We start from the raw sequence: 15277 nt of genomic DNA, 5'->3' as shown, positions 1-15277 counted from the left end.
ATTCTCACCTGAGCGCAATTTTTCTCTACATACTCTTCATCCTGGTCTGCCGTAAAACCACCGGACAGGCTGCCGTATTTACGTAGCTATTAAATAGTGGAATACGTCAGGGAATTATTAGATTAACCATCAGCTCATCAATAGTTGTTGATACGTCGAGATTCATCGATTTTGCTGCAACTGTCACACTGATAAAAATAGACTTAAAAGATAGACTATCTACTCAACTGTCACAGTCAAGGACGTCAACTTTAAACAGATTCAAGTGTCTACCCCTTTATTTGAGTCATCTGCCAAACGACCACACAGCAAGTATTTTAGAGTTATTGATGCCCTATATTTTCGAGCAGCATCCGGTCTTTCAACAGACTCTACGTCCATTTGGTTTGGATAGTGACACACTGGTATTTAGATTCCAGATTGAGTCCCTTTACAGTGAAACTGTCCACTAAGGACAGGCCTACAGCTCCAACTGCCAACTGAACAGCTCCTCGATTAGACGGGGCGTGCATCACTAAGGGAACTATGAAAGCTCAATCTACCGCTACAGTATTAAACCTAACTACTCGTAATTCAACTAATAACGTCGTTCTCCATCCAACTGCGGGCGATTCTCCTAAGCCCCCTGAGAACAAAACTGCCACCCCCCATGAAGGCGAACTGTGTCCTGTTGATCAGGCCCTGGTTGGTTTCTTGGTAACCATGCTTCAAGAGCAGGTCAACGGCAGCAACCGCACCGTCCATGCGGTTGCTAACCGCCTAGCCATTGAAGTGGCAAGAATCTGTCGGAAAAGCGACCGGATTCAGGCTTCTGGTGAAGTCAATGCCTGGCAGCACTCCCTAGCGGAAAATCGGATTCAGAAATATTTGGAATACTACCGCCTCGGTTCTCGCCAGGGCAGAGTGGAACTCCAAAGCCGCCTGAGTGCGATCGCTTACCGCTACATAGCGCCCGCCAAAACCCAGCTGGGTTTCCAGGGTCGCTGCAACCTGCTAGAAGACTTTCTCCAAGGCTTCTACATTGAAGTACTCAAGGCATTTCGCCGCGAAAACCATCTGGAGGCGGACTACACCCCCAGAACCCGGTTGGAACTGGCAGAATATATGGCCTTTTCTGAGCAGTACGCCAAGCGTCGGATATCCTTGCCCGGTTGCTACAACCAGCAGCTACTGGTGCTAAGAGCCCAAAGCTTTGCCAAGCGTCTGCCCGCTGAAACCTGTGTAGATATCGAGATGGCCGTTGACTCACCGAAAAGTGATGATGCCGATTCTCGGTCCTCTGCCCTCCAGCAAATTCGGGAACAGATGGTGGCCGATGTCACCGACCCAGCAGAAGCGGTATTGCGCGATCGCATTATCCGTGAGCTGGTGGAATATCTCGAAGACCAAGACCAACATGCCTGCATCGACTATTTAGCCTTGCGTTTGCAGGATATGGCCGCTTCCGAAATTGACGAAGTGCTTGGTCTCACCCCCCGACAGCGCGACTACCTGCAACAGCGATTTAAGTACCACGTAGAAAAGTTTGCCCAGTCCCACAACTGGGAATTGGTACACCAATGGTTAGGCGCAGACCTAGACAAAAATCTAGGCCTGTCCCCCAAAGAGTGGACCATGTTCATGGAGAAACTTACCGATGAACAAAAGCATCTACTGGCCTTAAAACAACAGCAAATGCAGGACCCCAAACGCGCCATTCCCTCCGATGCAGACATCGCTCAGCAGCTGGGATGGACCCCCAAACGGGTACAGCGCCGTTGGAGCCAAGTAGTATCCAGCGCCTGGAAACTACGCAATACCAATCGCTCAGGCAAGGTAACGGCTAAAGCAAAGCCAAAAGCAGAAAGCTAAATCTGCCCATTACCAATTATTTCCTTGAGTGCACGTCCAAGGCCTCCGCAATGCGGAGGCTTTTTTTATGGCTGGGTGCCATGGGCTAGGCCAAATTTTGACTGATAGTGCTCAGTATCACAGGGCATCCCCAAGGGAGTGCCCCCACAGCCCTAGGGGTCTGTGAAGACGAAATATTAGGCTCGATGAGGGATTACGCGGCACCCCCCCATACCCCACAAAGGCCCAAGGCCCCACCACGACCCACGCCTCTCCATAGGCAGGCATCCACAAGAGGTTGCCCCGACAGGATTGCCGATTTGGCACCAGGGTGTACGGCAGGCGCATTTGGCATTAAAAACCGTCGCCAAATCGGCCCTGCCATCGCCGCTGACCAGGACCGACCGCCGTCTCCCCATAGCAATTGGGGCCACAGAACCCAGTTCCATAGCCCCAATTAAATAGCTCAGCTAACCCCCGGTCGGGTGGTTTAACGGCCCAACTGTTTATCCTTCTACGGCTTCGACAGCGGTGGACGGGGGTTCAAACTTATAACCAACACCGCGCACGGTCTGAATTAATGTGGGCTGATTGGTATCAATCTCAATTTTTTTACGAATTTGGCCGATGTGGACATCGACAACCCGCTGATCGCCAACATATTCGTAATCCCACACCTTTTGAATTAACTCGGTGCGTCGCCAAACACGACCTGGATGACTGGCCAAGAAATGTAACAGGTCAAATTCTAAGGCCGTCAGAGGCACCAGCTCACTTTCCAGGGTGACTTCCCGCCGGATGGGGTCAATCGCCAGGGAATTAAAGGTTAGACACTGCTGTTCTGCCGCCGTTACCGGACGCTGACGCTTGAGAATAGCCCCCACCCGCACCTCTAGTTCACCGAGGCTAAAGGGCTTAGTAATATAGTCATCCGCACCCTGGTTAAAGCCGTGAATCTTATCCGATTCATCGGTACGGCTGGTCAGCATCAATACAAATACACCCGTGCGAGATTGCATCTCTTTGCACAGGTCATACCCATTGGCATCGGGCAGGTTAACATCAAGAATCACTAGGTCTGGGTTGAACTGTTCAAACACGGCCAGAGCGTGTTTCCCATCCTCCGCAGATTCCATTTCGTAGGTCTGCTTAGCTAAAAAGCGATGGATCAGGTTGCGGATGGCTGGGTCATCGTCTACAACTAAAATTTTGGCAGAGGCCGTGGTCATAATCCTTACACCAAAAAAATACGAGTCTAGGTAAAAAACGTAAAAATAAACTTAGCGTTGATAATCTCTAAAAAATCAATCCTCAGATTTGCGGACAAAGGTCCCTATCTTAAATTGTTTATTTCTATAGATTAACAACGACATAAATCTTACTGCGGTTAGATTGCCCGAAAAGGCACGTCTAAAGTCCTATTTCACAAGTTTTCAATAACTTCAGAGAAGTTTTACAGGGCTTCCACACCTTATCAAAAAATTTTGTTAAATAGAGTGGGCCAACCGCGACTATTTCATCCTAACGATCTGGGTTCAGTTGTATGGGACTAAAACCAATCCAGCATAGCCCCATAGGGCCGTCGTATATTTACTGATAGTAGATATACGGTGGACAAAGAAGACAGGTTAAGCGACCTACCTGTATTTTTGACTAAATCATGGGGTGCAACGCCCTGCAATTGTAGTCAATTGTTATGATTCCAGCCATTATAAGGACGGCAGCAGGGTGACGTTATAGTAGACAACGAAACTTCTAAAAAGTTATCTGACATTTCCGTCACACTGACTATTTTTTTGCCAGGATAGTTAGACTGATAGGTATCATGGGCAATGGTGTCTCTTGATACGCGCCGAACTATTCTTTTTTTGGTGTACTTTTTTTGGTGTACGTTGTATCACCACTGTAAAACCATCGTAATAGCCACCATACGTACCAGGTGTTGACATGAATGAAAGCAACTATAAAACGTTGGGATTGGATGAGTCATCGTCTTTCGAAGAGGTGCAGGTGGCTCGCAAGCGCCTTATAGATGAATGTCAGGATGATCCAAAGCAAAAGGAGGCCATTGAAGCGGCCTATGACGCCATCCTGATGGAGCGGCTACGGATGCGCCAGGAAGGCAAAATAAAAGTGCCGGATCGAATTCGTTTCGCTGAAAAATCCGCAGAATCGTCGGCCTCTACCCCTCGGGTTTCTTTGCCCACGCCCCAAACGCCAAACTGGCTCCAAGACTGGCTAGATACCCCCAGTCGGGACGATATTTTATGGCCATCTGTGGTGTTTTTAGCGCTGTCGGCTCTGGCTTGGTTTGCGGCCAATAGCGCAGCAACGGCCCTAGGGTTTGCCGTAGCCGCAACCATTTACTTTATCAATCGCAAAGAGCGTAAGTTTTGGCGGTCTTTGGGGTTTGCCACCGGCGGTTTGTTTGTCGGGGTTCTACTAGGCCTTGCGTTTATTAATTTGGTGGGTCAACCCAGCCTTGAGCTATCGGCGGAACGAATCAATGCGGTGGTGGGGATTATCACCATGATTCTGCTGTGGTTTGTGAGCAGCTTTTTGCGTTAGCTAGCGATCGCGGATGCCGGTTTAGGCTTTGCCGACGCAAGCGGCGACCGGATGATTGGTGGCCTTAGCCACATAGCCATTGCCACCGTAGCGATCCACATGGTGAAAGATGCCGATAGGCGGGGCAACTTTACAGGTATAAAATTCGACGGTTCTTTTGCCATTGGGCAGCTTATGTACCGTAGGCAGTAGGCTTTTTGGCTGCTCCATGCGCCATTTCCACTGGCGTTTACTAGGGATAGCCCCAATTAAGCGGTGGTGGTGCCAGCGGTAAAACTTGCCGCAGCGCCCAAACTCTTGCAGTTCTCGCTGAAGTACAGATGCGATCGCAAACGAACCCGACGTTAAATCGCCGGTAATCGCCGTCATGTAATTGGATAACGCCCCCTCGGGGTAGGGGGGCGTATTATAATCACCCGCCGCTTCCAAGGCCGCTTCCAGGTGGGAGGTGGTGCTTAATCTATTGGCCATCGCCCAGGTGACCGCCCCCCCATGGTTTTCATTGGCCCTGCGGATGCGATACAGATAGGTCACCAGGCAATAGTTAGGTTTTAGGGCAATGCCTGGCAAAGGCTTAAGCGCGGCGCTGGCATCCACCGTACTAATAAACCAACGGCCATTGGTATTCGGGGTAGACCCTTCCGAATGGGCAAACCCTCCCTTCCGAAATAAGGTACTCAGACTCGCCAATGAATCTGGCTCCGGGATATCGCCCGCAGATTCAGCATTGGGGGTGTGCTCACAGGCAGGCAAAACCAGCTGCCGCTGCAGAGAACGCCTCACCGTTTGCAAAGCACGAATGGAAAACTTTTGCGACGACATAGCTACGGAGCCCCTAAATCCTCATTCCCCCTCAGGGAACAGGCACCCAATTTTGTTGAACATTGGCTTGATGGGTCAAATCCATCAACAGTTGAGAATATACCCCTTCCGCTAACGATGGGGCTAGGGACTGCTGTTGTTCAATACAGGCTACCCAATGGTCGACCACCCGAATAAAGGGGGCTAACCGGCCATCGTCATAGAGGGTGGGAAAGGCCAGCCGTTCTGGAATTTCCAACGGTTCCAGCGGGGCACCGGCCTGGCTACCGCACAGGGTAAAGCCATGGATATAGTCCTTTTGGTTAGCATTACCCAGCACCAGGGTGCCCTGCTCGCCATATACCTCAACCCAGTGGCCGCGCCCCGCCAACGCCACGGCACTCAGGGTCACTTGCACAGGGGTGCCATCCACCAGCTCCAACGAAATGCTGCAAGTATCGTCAGAATCCACGGGTTTATACTCACCGGAGATCGGATCGGGGCGCTGGGTGATGGTGGTGCTGAGGTTGGCCGATAGCCGCTTCACCGGACCAAATAGCCAGCTCACATAGTCGAACATGTGGGAGCCAATGGACCCCAGGGCACCGCCGCCTTGATCCTTGCGGGCATACCAGTTCCAAGCCCGTTGCGGATTCGCGCGGCTACCGGCAATCCAATCAATTTTAATCAGGCGTTTTTGGCCAACGTAGTCGGCTTGCATCAGTTCCGCCAGCCGCTGCCAGGCAGGAATAAAGCGAAACTCAAAGTCCATCACAGCGGCTACGGAGTTTTGTTGGGCCAGCTGTTGGAGCGTTTCCGCTTCTTGCACATTGAGGGTGGTTGGTTTTTCTAATAGCAGATGTTTGCCCGCCTGCAAAATAACCTTGGCCATCGCGTAGTGGGCAAACGGCGGGGTGGCAACACTGACCGCCTGCACCTGGGGTAGGGCCACAATAGCTTCGATGGTGTCGCAGGCATGGGGAATGCCATGGCTCGCCGCAATGGCTTGGGCCTTCGATAAATCGCGATGGTACACCGCCACCACATCGGTGCGATGGTGGGCCTGCAAACCCGGAATGTGGATCTTCTGGCCAAACCCTGTACCCACAACAGCAACACCAATGGACCCTTGGCTCATGGCACACCCAAACTAAACGGCAAAACTCTCGAGTAACTAGACTAGCGAGAAGAGGGACACAGCGCTAGCGGCACGTATAATGGGGCAATTAACAGAACGTTACAAGCTTCCTATCCCCCAGCCATGAACTATTACTACTTTTTTACGCCTCCCTACTTTTTTATGGTGGCTGGACTATTGATTGCAGTGACCTCAGGGGCCGCCTTTAGTGCTGTGCTCAAAGATATTGTGGCGGCATGGCGCAAAACTCGCTCGACGGCAGTGGTGAAAAAGCTGGGGGGGATTAATATTCAGCTGCCATTCATGGGTATCTGCGCTGGCACGGCTATTTTTCTAGCCTCCGGTCTAGGATGTTTTGGTACGCCTACCTGGCTCTCCTATGCAACAGCGGCGCCCCTGACGTTTCTGAGTGCGGGTCTAGTGTGGCGACAGCTAAAAAGTAATCTCGCCCTTTTGGAAAGTGGCCAACCCAGAGCCTTTGAACTAGATTTCTTTCAGTAAAACGAGCCCAATATAAAAAAAGGGTGCGGTGTTTCACCGCACCCTTCTTAATGCTTAAACCGGCCGGCCGCACCTATGGCCGCAGGCCATCTAACTGGGCTTGGGTATTGGCAACCCATTCCCCCCGTCCTTGGTTGATGTACAGATTTAGGGCCTGTTGTAGCACCTGTTCTGCCTCGTCGGTACGCCCCAGCTGAACCAGGGCAACGCCTTTGGAATAGTAGGCGTGGCCAAAGGTGGGGAACAGGGCAATTGAGCGGTCAAAATGGCCCAAGGCGGTTTCTGGCGAGCCTTTCCCCAGGTAGGCAATGCCCAGGCTGTAGTAGGCTTCTGGGTAGTTGTTATCGATACTGACGGCTGTTTCTAGGGCTTGGATAGCACCCTCCAACTGGCTATCTTGGATGTAGAGTAAACCAATTTGATAGTGTACTTCCGGTGCCTGGGGGCTATATTCAGCCGCTGACTTGAAGGACTCTAGGGCTTCCACCAGCTTACTTTGACGGCGCTGGACCAGGCCCAGGTTGTAGTGGGCCAACCCCAGCTGCGGTTCCAGGGAAACAGCCCTTTGGAGATAGCTTTCGGCCTGGGTAACATTGCCGCCATCCAATAGGGCAGCCCCTAGATTTACATAGGCCATGGTGAAGTTTGGATCGGCCTGGGTGGCTTGCCAAAAGGCATCCGCTGCCGACTGCATCTGGCGCTGTTCGCGATAGGCTAACCCCAGGTTGTAGTGGGCGATCGACAGGGTGGGATCTAGGGCAATGGCGCTTTGAAAAGATGCGATCGCAGCATCTAACTGCCCTTGCTGCACATGGATCACCCCTTGTTCCACGGCGGCCTCTGCATTGCGGTTCCCCTGGGCAAAGGCGGGCTTAGACGCAGCCAGACTCAACGCCAACAACAGTGATACTCCGTAGCGATGACCTAGGTTCATTGGACACTTCCCCTAAATGAGTAATTGCTCCAGCGAATGAAATCGCCACATAGTAGACGGTCTTAATCGAGCCCTATGTAATTTCAAATATTCTTAATGAAATTTACATAAAGCAATGGGTCCTAGCCTACCATCTAAATCCGGTAATTTTACTGAAGCCGGGGTGAAACCCATGTCAAGGTTTCACCAAATTCTCACAAATTCTCAACGGGGCCTAGCCCACCAACGTGCCGTAGCTAATCTCTTCGGGATCCATGTGGGTATGGATCACCTGGCCATCGCGAAACCACACCACCCGTTGGGTTAACCGGGCCACAGCGGGTTCGTGGGTCACCATCACCACGGTGATGCCGCCCTGATTTAGCTCTGCAAAAATCGCCATCACTTCTTCGGTGGTGGTGGTATCCAATGCCCCGGTGGGTTCATCCGCCAGCAACAAGAGGGGACGATTGACAATGGCACGGGCAATGGCCACCCGCTGTTGCTGCCCCCCCGATAGCTGGCTGGGTTTATTGGTCAGGCGATTGGCTAACCCCACCCGCTGCAAGGCCTCGGCCGCTCGCTGGCGGCGCTCTGCCGGGGGCACACCACCGTAAACCATGGGTAGGGCCACATTGTCTAAGGCACTTAGCTGGGGCAACAAATGAAATTGCTGGAACACAAACCCAATTTTACGGTTACGAATGATGGCCAGGGCATCGTCATCTAGCTGGGCCACATCCTGGCCATCAAACAAATATTGGCCCTGGGTGGGCCGATCGAGGCAGCCAATCACATTCATGGCGGTGGATTTACCAGACCCAGAGGGGCCCATGATGGAGCAATAGTCTCCCTGGGTGATGGTGAGATTGACATCCCACAGCGCTTTTACCTCGGTATTGTCGCTACCGTAGACTTTGGCAATGTTTTGCAGGGTGATTAGGGCAGACATGGGGAGTTCCGAGCCCAAGGCTCGCTAGGGGGGCGTGAGTGCGCTGCGCGGGTAAGTGTGGCCGCAACGCCTGGTGCCAGACGGGACCGTTCACCACTCACCGTTTTATCTTAAATACTTCTCAGGGCCACAATGGGATCTAACTTGGCCGCCTGGCGAGCGGGAATCACCCCAAAGAATAAGCCAATGCTGCCCGACACCCCCACCGCCAGGACAATCGCCGCGCCGGAGGCGGTGGCTTCAAACGGGGTGAGCAAACTCAGTAAACTAATGCCGCTGACGCCCACAAGGGTGCCGATGACGCCACCGGCGGCAGAGAGAATGACGGCCTCGATTAAAAACTGGAGGAGAATATCTTGTTGGGACGCGCCAATGGCCTTACGCAGGCCAATTTCTTGGGTCCGCTCCCGCACCGATACCAACATGATGTTCATGATGCCAATGCCCCCCACTAGCAAGGAAATGCTTGCGATCGCAGCCAGCATCAGGGTCAACGCCCCCGTAATCGTATCGGCAATACTCAGCAACGTATCCTGGTTTTGAATAAAAAAGTCATCTTCCGCCGGGTCCACAATGCCGTGGCGCAAACGCAACAGATTGGTCACCTGAAATTCCGCCGTTTGCAAACTCTCCGAATCCCGCGCCGTCGCCGAGATAAAACTCACCTCAATGCCAAAGGGAGAGGTGCGTCCCACCAGGCGACTCGCCTGGGTCGTAATGGGAATTATCACCGCATCATCATAATTTACCCCCAGGTTTGACCCCTGGACCGCCAGCACCCCCACCACCTCAAAGGTGACATTATTAACGCGAATAGACTGGCCTAGGGCCACTTGGTCCTCAAACAATCGTTCCGCCAGGGCATTGCCCAACACCGCCACAGCACTATTCCGCTGCATGTCCAAATCCCCCAGGAACCGCCCTTGGTCCGTGGTGAAGTTGCGCACCGTAATAAATGCCGGATTTGTACCAATCACACTGGCATTGGCATTGCGATTGAGAAAGGTGATCAGCCCCGGTGTCGTATTCTCAGCCGCCACATCCACCACAGAGGGAACCTGTTGGGCAATGGCTTCGGCATCGGCTAACACCAGGTTGCGAGACGTTTCTAAGCCCCCTAGCCGTCGCGTCTCTCGGTTGCCCGGCACAATAAACAAAATATTGGGTCCCAAGCTTTGCAACTGCTGATTGATATAAAGCCGCCCCCCTTCCCCCAGACCCACCATGGAAATAACCGATGCATTGCCAATGATGATGCCCAGCATGGTTAGTCCACTGCGAAGTTTGCTGGCAGCCAGCGTTTTCACAGCCATTTGAAAACTTTCGCCAAAATCCATAGGTCAATAGAGGTGAGATGGAACAGGAAACAACGCCACCCCAGAGCAAAAACAACAATCCGGTGCCTTACCTCCAGAATAAACCCAAGCTTTAGGAACCGCATTTACGCCAAAGGGCTTCCAATGTTGGAAGCCCTTTGGCGTAAACATAAATAATTAGGCAACACCGCCGGTGAGCGGAGCCACCCCAAGGCCTTAAATAATCATGCCGTCAGGAATTACAGCATTCTTAAGCACCACAACAATACCGCTGCGAATGTAGAAGCCTAGATCTTCCCGTTCAGCTTCCTGGATATTTTCCTTATTCACAATTTTCACATTGCGACCAATGCGGGCATTTTTGTCCACAATGGCCTGCTTAATAATGGTACCTTCGCCAATCCCCACCGGAATTTTGCCACGGGTAAGGTGCTGCTGCCCCTCGGAAGACGACTCATAGTAGTCCGCCCCCATTAACAAGGCATCTTCAATTTCGCAGTTGGCCCCAATGCGCTGGCGCAAACCGATCACCGTACGGTGGATACTGCACTCCTTGAGAATGCAGCCATCACCCACAATTGACTCAGTAATTTTAGAGTTCCACACCTTACTGGGGGGCAAGTAGCGGGCCCGGGTATAGATGGGGGCGTTCTCTTCGTAGAAGCTAAAGGGGGGATGGGGCTGCTGGGTGAGGGCTAGGTTGGCATTGAAAAACGCCTCAATGGTCCCAATGTCTTCCCAATAGCCATCAAATAGATAGGCCTGAACGTTGTAGTCACGGGCAGACCCAGGAATAATTTCCTTACCAAAGTCCGTCTGTTCGGGGGAGCGACGCAATAGATCGATCAGCGTCTGCTTTTTAAAGACGTAAATGCCCATGGACGCAATAAAGGGATTATCCTTCGCTTGCTCGGGGCTCAGCCCCAGGGTGGTCGTGTCCACCTTCATCGCCTCTAGATCGTCACCCTTGGGTTTCTCGTGGAAGTCTACGACGCGACCAGACCCATCGATTTTCATCAGGCCAAAGCTTGGGGCCACCTTGTAACCCACGGGCACCACCGACAGGGTAATGTCTGCCCCGGTCTGGCGGTGACGCTCAACAAATAGGCCGTAGTCCATGCGATATAGGTGGTCCCCGGACAGGATGATCACCTCATCCACATCCCAGCTCTCAAACAGCCACAGGTACTTGCGCACCGCGTCGGCGGTGCCCTGGAACCAGCTGGGGCTCTCCGGGGTTTGCTGGGCGGCTAACACCTCCACAAAGCCATCGCTAAACTGGGAAAAGTTGTAAGCGCGGGTGATATGACGATTGAGAGAGGCGGAATTAAACTGCGTGAGAACGTAGATTTTTAAGATTTCTGAGTTAATACAGTTACTAACTGGAATATCAATCAATCGATATTTACCAGCTAGGGGAACTGCGGGCTTTGCACGAAACTTAGTTAGAGGGTAGAGGCGAGTACCGGCACCGCCACCGAGAATAATTGAAAGAACTCTTTTCACAGGATCGTCTCACTAGCGCAGTTTTTTAATTCATTATTAGTTTGAGGGTGTATCTAATCCTTGACAAGAGGTTGAAACAAATTATTTTTGCTTTGTGTCCTGAAATACTCAATGAATGGGATCGGTTGTGCACATAACCTATGGGCGATATAAGGTAAGCAAATGGGAATCCCCTTTACAAGGGAACCCTGTGTTTAGAAAAGAACACCATTGCTAGAAAGAACATGCATATTTTTTGGCAAGTGTCACGTCAATAAGAGACCAAACATATGCATGGGGCAACTCGTTTTTTCTACTAATTTCTAATAATAAATACGCCTTTTCCTATCTATAAAAAAAAGACCATCATCCCACGGATTTAAACCCACAAAACCGAATCCATAGAGACCGCTTCCATGGATGGGGAGGCTAATGCTTAATCCGGGTTTAACTAAACGATAAACGGGTTAGAAATTACGGGCGATTTTAGGAGCCGTGGATGATTGATCCAGCGGACCGTGGTCTAGCACGTGGCGAGCAACATCCCGAATAATTTGCCGCAATCTCCCCTGGCTCTTACTTTTATCAATGGTGACGGTCATCACATAGCGTTCATCGCCCACCTTAAAGGCAACGGTGCTGCCAATGACGCGAGAATTTTGGCCCGTTTTTTCCCCAATCCAAAAAATATTGGGCTTTTCCTTAACCAAGGCCCGATAGCCAAAATCGAGATCGTACTGCCCCACCAGCGCGTTGAGAATCTCTTCATCACTGTCTTTGGTAAAGCTGTAGATGCGCATCATCATCTGGGTGAGCTCATCAGCGGTGCTGCGATTCAGGCCGGCGCCCATGGTCTTAGGGAAGGTTTTACTGCCCACCAACTTATGCCCCACGCTGGTGCCCGTAAACCCTTCTGCTTTTAGGGCCGCATTGATGGCGTCGTAGCCCATGTAGTCGATTAGCTGATTGGTGGCAATATTATTGCTCTCCGTAATCATGCGCACCATCACCTCCCGCAGGGTGTAGGTTTTCTCGACAAAAATTTTGGCCCCCTGGGCATTTTCAGTAAAGTTGGCGGGATCAATATAGATCAGCTCATCGAGACTGGCCTTTGCATTGGTGACCTGATGCATCAGGGCCACGGCGAGGGGGAGCTTGACTAAACTGGCCAAACTGACCGGGGGCACATTGCCCTGGAAAGAACGACATTCGGTGGTGCCCAGCTGGCAAAGCCCAATGCGCACCGCGCTCCCATTGCCCCCGGCGGCGGCAATGGGCTTTAAAAAGGCAGACTGTTGCCGTTCGAGGTAGCGGTTGACCACGGTGGCAATGGTGCTATATTCCTTGATTTTTGCCTGGGCCTGCACATACTCAGGGGTGTCGCTGGGGATAGTGCCCAGGGCACTGACCGCATCTTGCCAGAGGGCGATTTCCTGGCGTTTTAACTCCACACTGTTACCCTGCTGTCGCAAATTCAGGGCTTGCTGAGCGATCGCAACCGCCTGCTTGTAGCGCACAGCCGCCTGGTGCTTTGCCAATACATGCTCGGTCAAACTGTAGCTCAGTTGGCTCATGGCCAAATAGGGGCGCACCACACTATCAATGGGGGCTGGCCTTGGCTCAGCGACCACGTTTGGCACCGCATCAGAGCCCGGGGGGAGGGCCGAAGAAATTAAAGTAGGCTGGGCCGCCACCTGGGCCCTGAGAGTTTTTGACCATGACGCTGGCAGCTGGGGCAGCACCAGGGCAGCCAAACCAGCCAAACTCCCTGACATAACGCAAAACCGCAACCAGGTCTGACGCCAAATAGGTTTAGCAGGGGATTGAAAAAGGAACATAGTGAGCGGATGCACCGGAATAACGTTGCTGCGGCATATGTGACAATAGTATGCAGAAGCTGGCGACTAAGCGGGGGCCGCTTAATCCATAGAAAAAGTTCAGGAAGTTACTGGGGAAACAAAACTGTTAGGGCAGGTTTATTAAAACAGTTCCCCATTGATTAAAAACTTAATAGAAAAATAATAGGAAAAATTGTACTCATCTACACATTTCCCCAAGATATTTCCTAAAAATGTTTGATGCGTCCTTGGCATCCATGGCCGTATTGCCATCGCCGGAGCACCTGGATTAGCTACTCAGAAAAGCATAAACAGTGCTGGTTTCATTCCCGCCATTCCCGCCTATACTGTTAGCTTGGAATCGCTAGGCTACTGAGGAGTCAGAATGTCAGTCATCCGCAAGTTGCAGCAACAGCTCACTGGAAAAGAGCGTACTGCGGTTGAAATCACCCAAGAATATTTAGATCGGTTACAGACGCTAGAGCCCAAACTACAAAGTTTTTTGGCCGTAACCGCAGACAAGGCCCTAGACCAAGCAAAGCAGGTGGATGCAGCGATCGCAGCGGGCACGCCCTTGGGTCCCCTGGCTGGGATTCCCATCGCCTTAAAAGATAATCTTTGCACCAAAGGCATTCGCACCACCTGTGCCTCCAAAATTTTGGCTGGGTTTATCCCCCCCTATGAATCGACGGTCACCCAGCGGTTGGCGGATGCGGGGGCGATTTTCCTAGGCAAAACCAACATGGATGAGTTTGCCATGGGCAGCTCCACCGAAAACTCCGCCTATCAGCTCACCGCTAACCCGTGGGATACGGACCGGGTACCCGGTGGCTCTTCCGGTGGTTCGGCTGCCGCCGTAGCCGCAGACCAGGCCCCCATTTCCCTCGGTTCCGATACCGGCGGCTCGATTCGCCAACCCGCCGCCTACTGTGGCGTGGTCGGGCTCAAACCCACCTATGGTTTAGTGTCGCGCTATGGCCTCGTGGCATTCGCCTCATCGTTGGACCAAATTGGCCCCTTTAGCCGCACCGTTGAGGATTCTGCGATTTTGCTCAGCGCGATCGCAGGCTACGACAACAAAGACTCCACCAGCCTCAAGGTGGATATTCCCGACTATACTAAGCACCTCAAAACCGACCTCAAGGGCAAGCGCATTGGGCTGGTAAAAGAAACCTTTGGCGAAGGCCTAGACAGTGACGTGGCCAAGGCCATGGATGCCGCCATCGCCCAAATTAAAGAACTGGGTGCCGAGGTTGTCGAAATCTCCTGCCCCAGCTTTAAATATGGTCTACCCACCTATTACATCATTGCCCCCTCGGAAGCGTCTTCCAATCTGGCCCGCTATGACGGTGTGCGCTACGGCATGCGCACGGAAACAGACAACCTACTGTCCATGTACAAAAAAACTCGGGCGGAAGGCTTTGGCCCTGAAGTAAAGCGCCGCATCATGATCGGCACCTATGCCCTCTCCGCCGGGTACTACGACGCCTACTATCTCCAGGCCCAGAAAGTGCGGACGTTAATTAAGCAAGACTTCGAAGCCGCCTTTAAAGATGTGGATGTGCTGATGACGCCCACGGTACCCAGCACCGCCTTTAAAGCCGGGGAAAAGGTCAACGATCCGTTGAGCATGTATCTATCTGACCTGATGACCATTACCGTCAACCTGGCCGGACTCCCCGGCATCAGTTTGCCCTGCGGATTTGACCAGGGGGGCATGCCCATTGGCATGCAACTGATCGGTAACGTGCTGAGGGAAGACACCCTGTTTGAGGTGGCCTCCGCCTATGAAAGTGCCACCCCGTGGCATGAAAAGATGCCGGTTGTCTAGGGAAAATCGGCCCTACTCGGGTCTTCTTTTCACTCGGCCCAATCCGTTTTTTAAGTGCTGACCGGTCCTAGGGCCGGTCAGCTTTTTTGTGCTGAAAGCCAGCA

13 protein-coding genes are annotated in these 15277 nt (G+C 52.2%); 5 read left to right on the top strand and 8 right to left on the bottom strand.

Annotated elements, in window-relative coordinates; translation table 11 throughout:
• Window positions 1–525 precede the first annotated feature (525 nt).
• Window positions 526–1851 (top strand): HetZ-related protein, encoded by a 1326-nt coding sequence (locus IXB28_RS09770; RefSeq protein WP_215618393.1) that lies wholly within the window; start codon window positions 526–528, stop codon window positions 1849–1851.
• Window positions 1852–1958: 107 nt separating this feature from the next.
• Complete coding sequence (locus IXB28_RS09765) at window positions 1959–2291, top strand: hypothetical protein (protein WP_215618392.1); 333 nt, start codon at window positions 1959–1961, stop codon at window positions 2289–2291.
• A gap of 45 nt (window positions 2292–2336) precedes the next feature.
• Here IXB28_RS09765 and IXB28_RS09760 read toward each other — a convergent pair whose 3' ends face one another.
• Complete coding sequence (locus IXB28_RS09760) at window positions 2337–3059, bottom strand: response regulator transcription factor (protein WP_215618391.1); 723 nt, start codon at window positions 3057–3059, stop codon at window positions 2337–2339.
• Window positions 3060–3777: 718 nt separating this feature from the next.
• Between IXB28_RS09760 and IXB28_RS09755 the strand changes: the two genes are divergently transcribed.
• Window positions 3778–4398 carry a CPP1-like family protein gene (locus tag IXB28_RS09755; protein ID WP_215618390.1) on the top strand — a complete coding sequence of 207 codons (621 nt, stop codon included), beginning with the start codon at window positions 3778–3780 and terminating at the stop codon, window positions 4396–4398.
• 21 nt (window positions 4399–4419) lie between these two features.
• Here IXB28_RS09755 and IXB28_RS09750 read toward each other — a convergent pair whose 3' ends face one another.
• Both IXB28_RS09750 and IXB28_RS09745 read right to left on the bottom strand, forming a co-directional pair.
• The gene (locus tag IXB28_RS09750) at window positions 4420–5220 is read right to left on the bottom strand and encodes a hypothetical protein (RefSeq protein WP_215618389.1); all 801 of its coding nucleotides are present in this window, start codon (window positions 5218–5220) and stop codon (window positions 4420–4422) included.
• Window positions 5221–5251: 31 nt separating this feature from the next.
• Window positions 5252–6337 carry a Gfo/Idh/MocA family protein gene (locus IXB28_RS09745; RefSeq protein ID WP_215618388.1) on the bottom strand — a complete coding sequence of 362 codons (1086 nt, stop codon included), beginning with the start codon at window positions 6335–6337 and terminating at the stop codon, window positions 5252–5254.
• Between the two features lie 123 nt (window positions 6338–6460).
• Here IXB28_RS09745 and IXB28_RS09740 point away from each other — a divergent pair, with 123 nt between their 5' ends.
• Window positions 6461–6838: a hypothetical protein gene (locus IXB28_RS09740; protein ID WP_215618387.1), complete on the top strand. Its 378-nt coding sequence runs from the start codon at window positions 6461–6463 to the stop codon at window positions 6836–6838.
• Between the two features lie 73 nt (window positions 6839–6911).
• On the opposite strand, the gene IXB28_RS09735 is transcribed toward IXB28_RS09740, so the two are convergent.
• The 5 genes from IXB28_RS09735 to IXB28_RS09715 form a co-directional block, all read right to left on the bottom strand.
• Window positions 6912–7772 carry a tetratricopeptide repeat protein gene (locus tag IXB28_RS09735; RefSeq protein WP_215618386.1) on the bottom strand — a complete coding sequence of 287 codons (861 nt, stop codon included), beginning with the start codon at window positions 7770–7772 and terminating at the stop codon, window positions 6912–6914.
• 214 nt (window positions 7773–7986) lie between these two features.
• Entirely contained in the window at window positions 7987–8703 is a 717-nt protein-coding gene (locus IXB28_RS09730) for an ABC transporter ATP-binding protein (protein ID WP_215618385.1), read from the bottom strand.
• A 110-nt stretch (window positions 8704–8813) separates the two neighbouring features.
• Complete coding sequence (locus IXB28_RS09725) at window positions 8814–10040, bottom strand: ABC transporter permease (protein ID WP_215618384.1); 1227 nt, start codon at window positions 10038–10040, stop codon at window positions 8814–8816.
• A 195-nt stretch (window positions 10041–10235) separates the two neighbouring features.
• Window positions 10236–11525 (bottom strand): glucose-1-phosphate adenylyltransferase, encoded by a 1290-nt coding sequence (locus tag IXB28_RS09720; RefSeq protein WP_215618383.1) that lies wholly within the window; start codon window positions 11523–11525, stop codon window positions 10236–10238.
• 446 nt (window positions 11526–11971) lie between these two features.
• Window positions 11972–13279: a serine hydrolase gene (locus IXB28_RS09715; RefSeq protein WP_215618382.1), complete on the bottom strand. Its 1308-nt coding sequence runs from the start codon at window positions 13277–13279 to the stop codon at window positions 11972–11974.
• 448 nt (window positions 13280–13727) lie between these two features.
• Here IXB28_RS09715 and gatA point away from each other — a divergent pair, with 448 nt between their 5' ends.
• Window positions 13728–15173, top strand: coding sequence for an Asp-tRNA(Asn)/Glu-tRNA(Gln) amidotransferase subunit GatA (gene gatA / locus IXB28_RS09710; protein ID WP_215618381.1), 1446 nt, complete (start codon window positions 13728–13730; stop codon window positions 15171–15173).
• The last annotated feature ends 104 nt before the right edge of the window (window positions 15174–15277 follow it).

The organism is Leptothoe kymatousa TAU-MAC 1615, from assembly GCF_018739865.1.
GTDB classification, from domain to species: domain Bacteria; phylum Cyanobacteriota; class Cyanobacteriia; order Phormidesmidales; family Phormidesmidaceae; genus Leptothoe; species Leptothoe kymatousa.
This window is presented reverse-complemented; position numbering and strand designations above follow the sequence as displayed.

Bases quoted from the DNA above. Each gene is read 5' to 3' on its own strand.
- IXB28_RS09715 (WP_215618382.1), bottom strand. From the start codon at position 13,279: ATGTCAGGGAGTTTGGCTGGTTTGGCTGCCCTGGTGCTGCCCCAGCTG.
- IXB28_RS09740 (WP_215618387.1), top strand. From the start codon at position 6,461: ATGAACTATTACTACTTTTTTACGCCTCCCTACTTTTTTATGGTGGCT.
- IXB28_RS09745 (WP_215618388.1), bottom strand. From the start codon at position 6,337: ATGAGCCAAGGGTCCATTGGTGTTGCTGTTGTGGGTACAGGGTTTGGC.
- IXB28_RS09760 (WP_215618391.1), bottom strand. From the start codon at position 3,059: ATGACCACGGCCTCTGCCAAAATTTTAGTTGTAGACGATGACCCAGCC.
- gatA (WP_215618381.1), top strand. From the start codon at position 13,728: ATGTCAGTCATCCGCAAGTTGCAGCAACAGCTCACTGGAAAAGAGCGT.
- IXB28_RS09770 (WP_215618393.1), top strand. From the start codon at position 526: ATGAAAGCTCAATCTACCGCTACAGTATTAAACCTAACTACTCGTAAT.
- IXB28_RS09755 (WP_215618390.1), top strand. From the start codon at position 3,778: ATGAATGAAAGCAACTATAAAACGTTGGGATTGGATGAGTCATCGTCT.
- IXB28_RS09750 (WP_215618389.1), bottom strand. From the start codon at position 5,220: ATGTCGTCGCAAAAGTTTTCCATTCGTGCTTTGCAAACGGTGAGGCGT.
- IXB28_RS09725 (WP_215618384.1), bottom strand. From the start codon at position 10,040: ATGGATTTTGGCGAAAGTTTTCAAATGGCTGTGAAAACGCTGGCTGCC.
- IXB28_RS09730 (WP_215618385.1), bottom strand. From the start codon at position 8,703: ATGTCTGCCCTAATCACCCTGCAAAACATTGCCAAAGTCTACGGTAGC.
- IXB28_RS09735 (WP_215618386.1), bottom strand. From the start codon at position 7,772: ATGAACCTAGGTCATCGCTACGGAGTATCACTGTTGTTGGCGTTGAGT.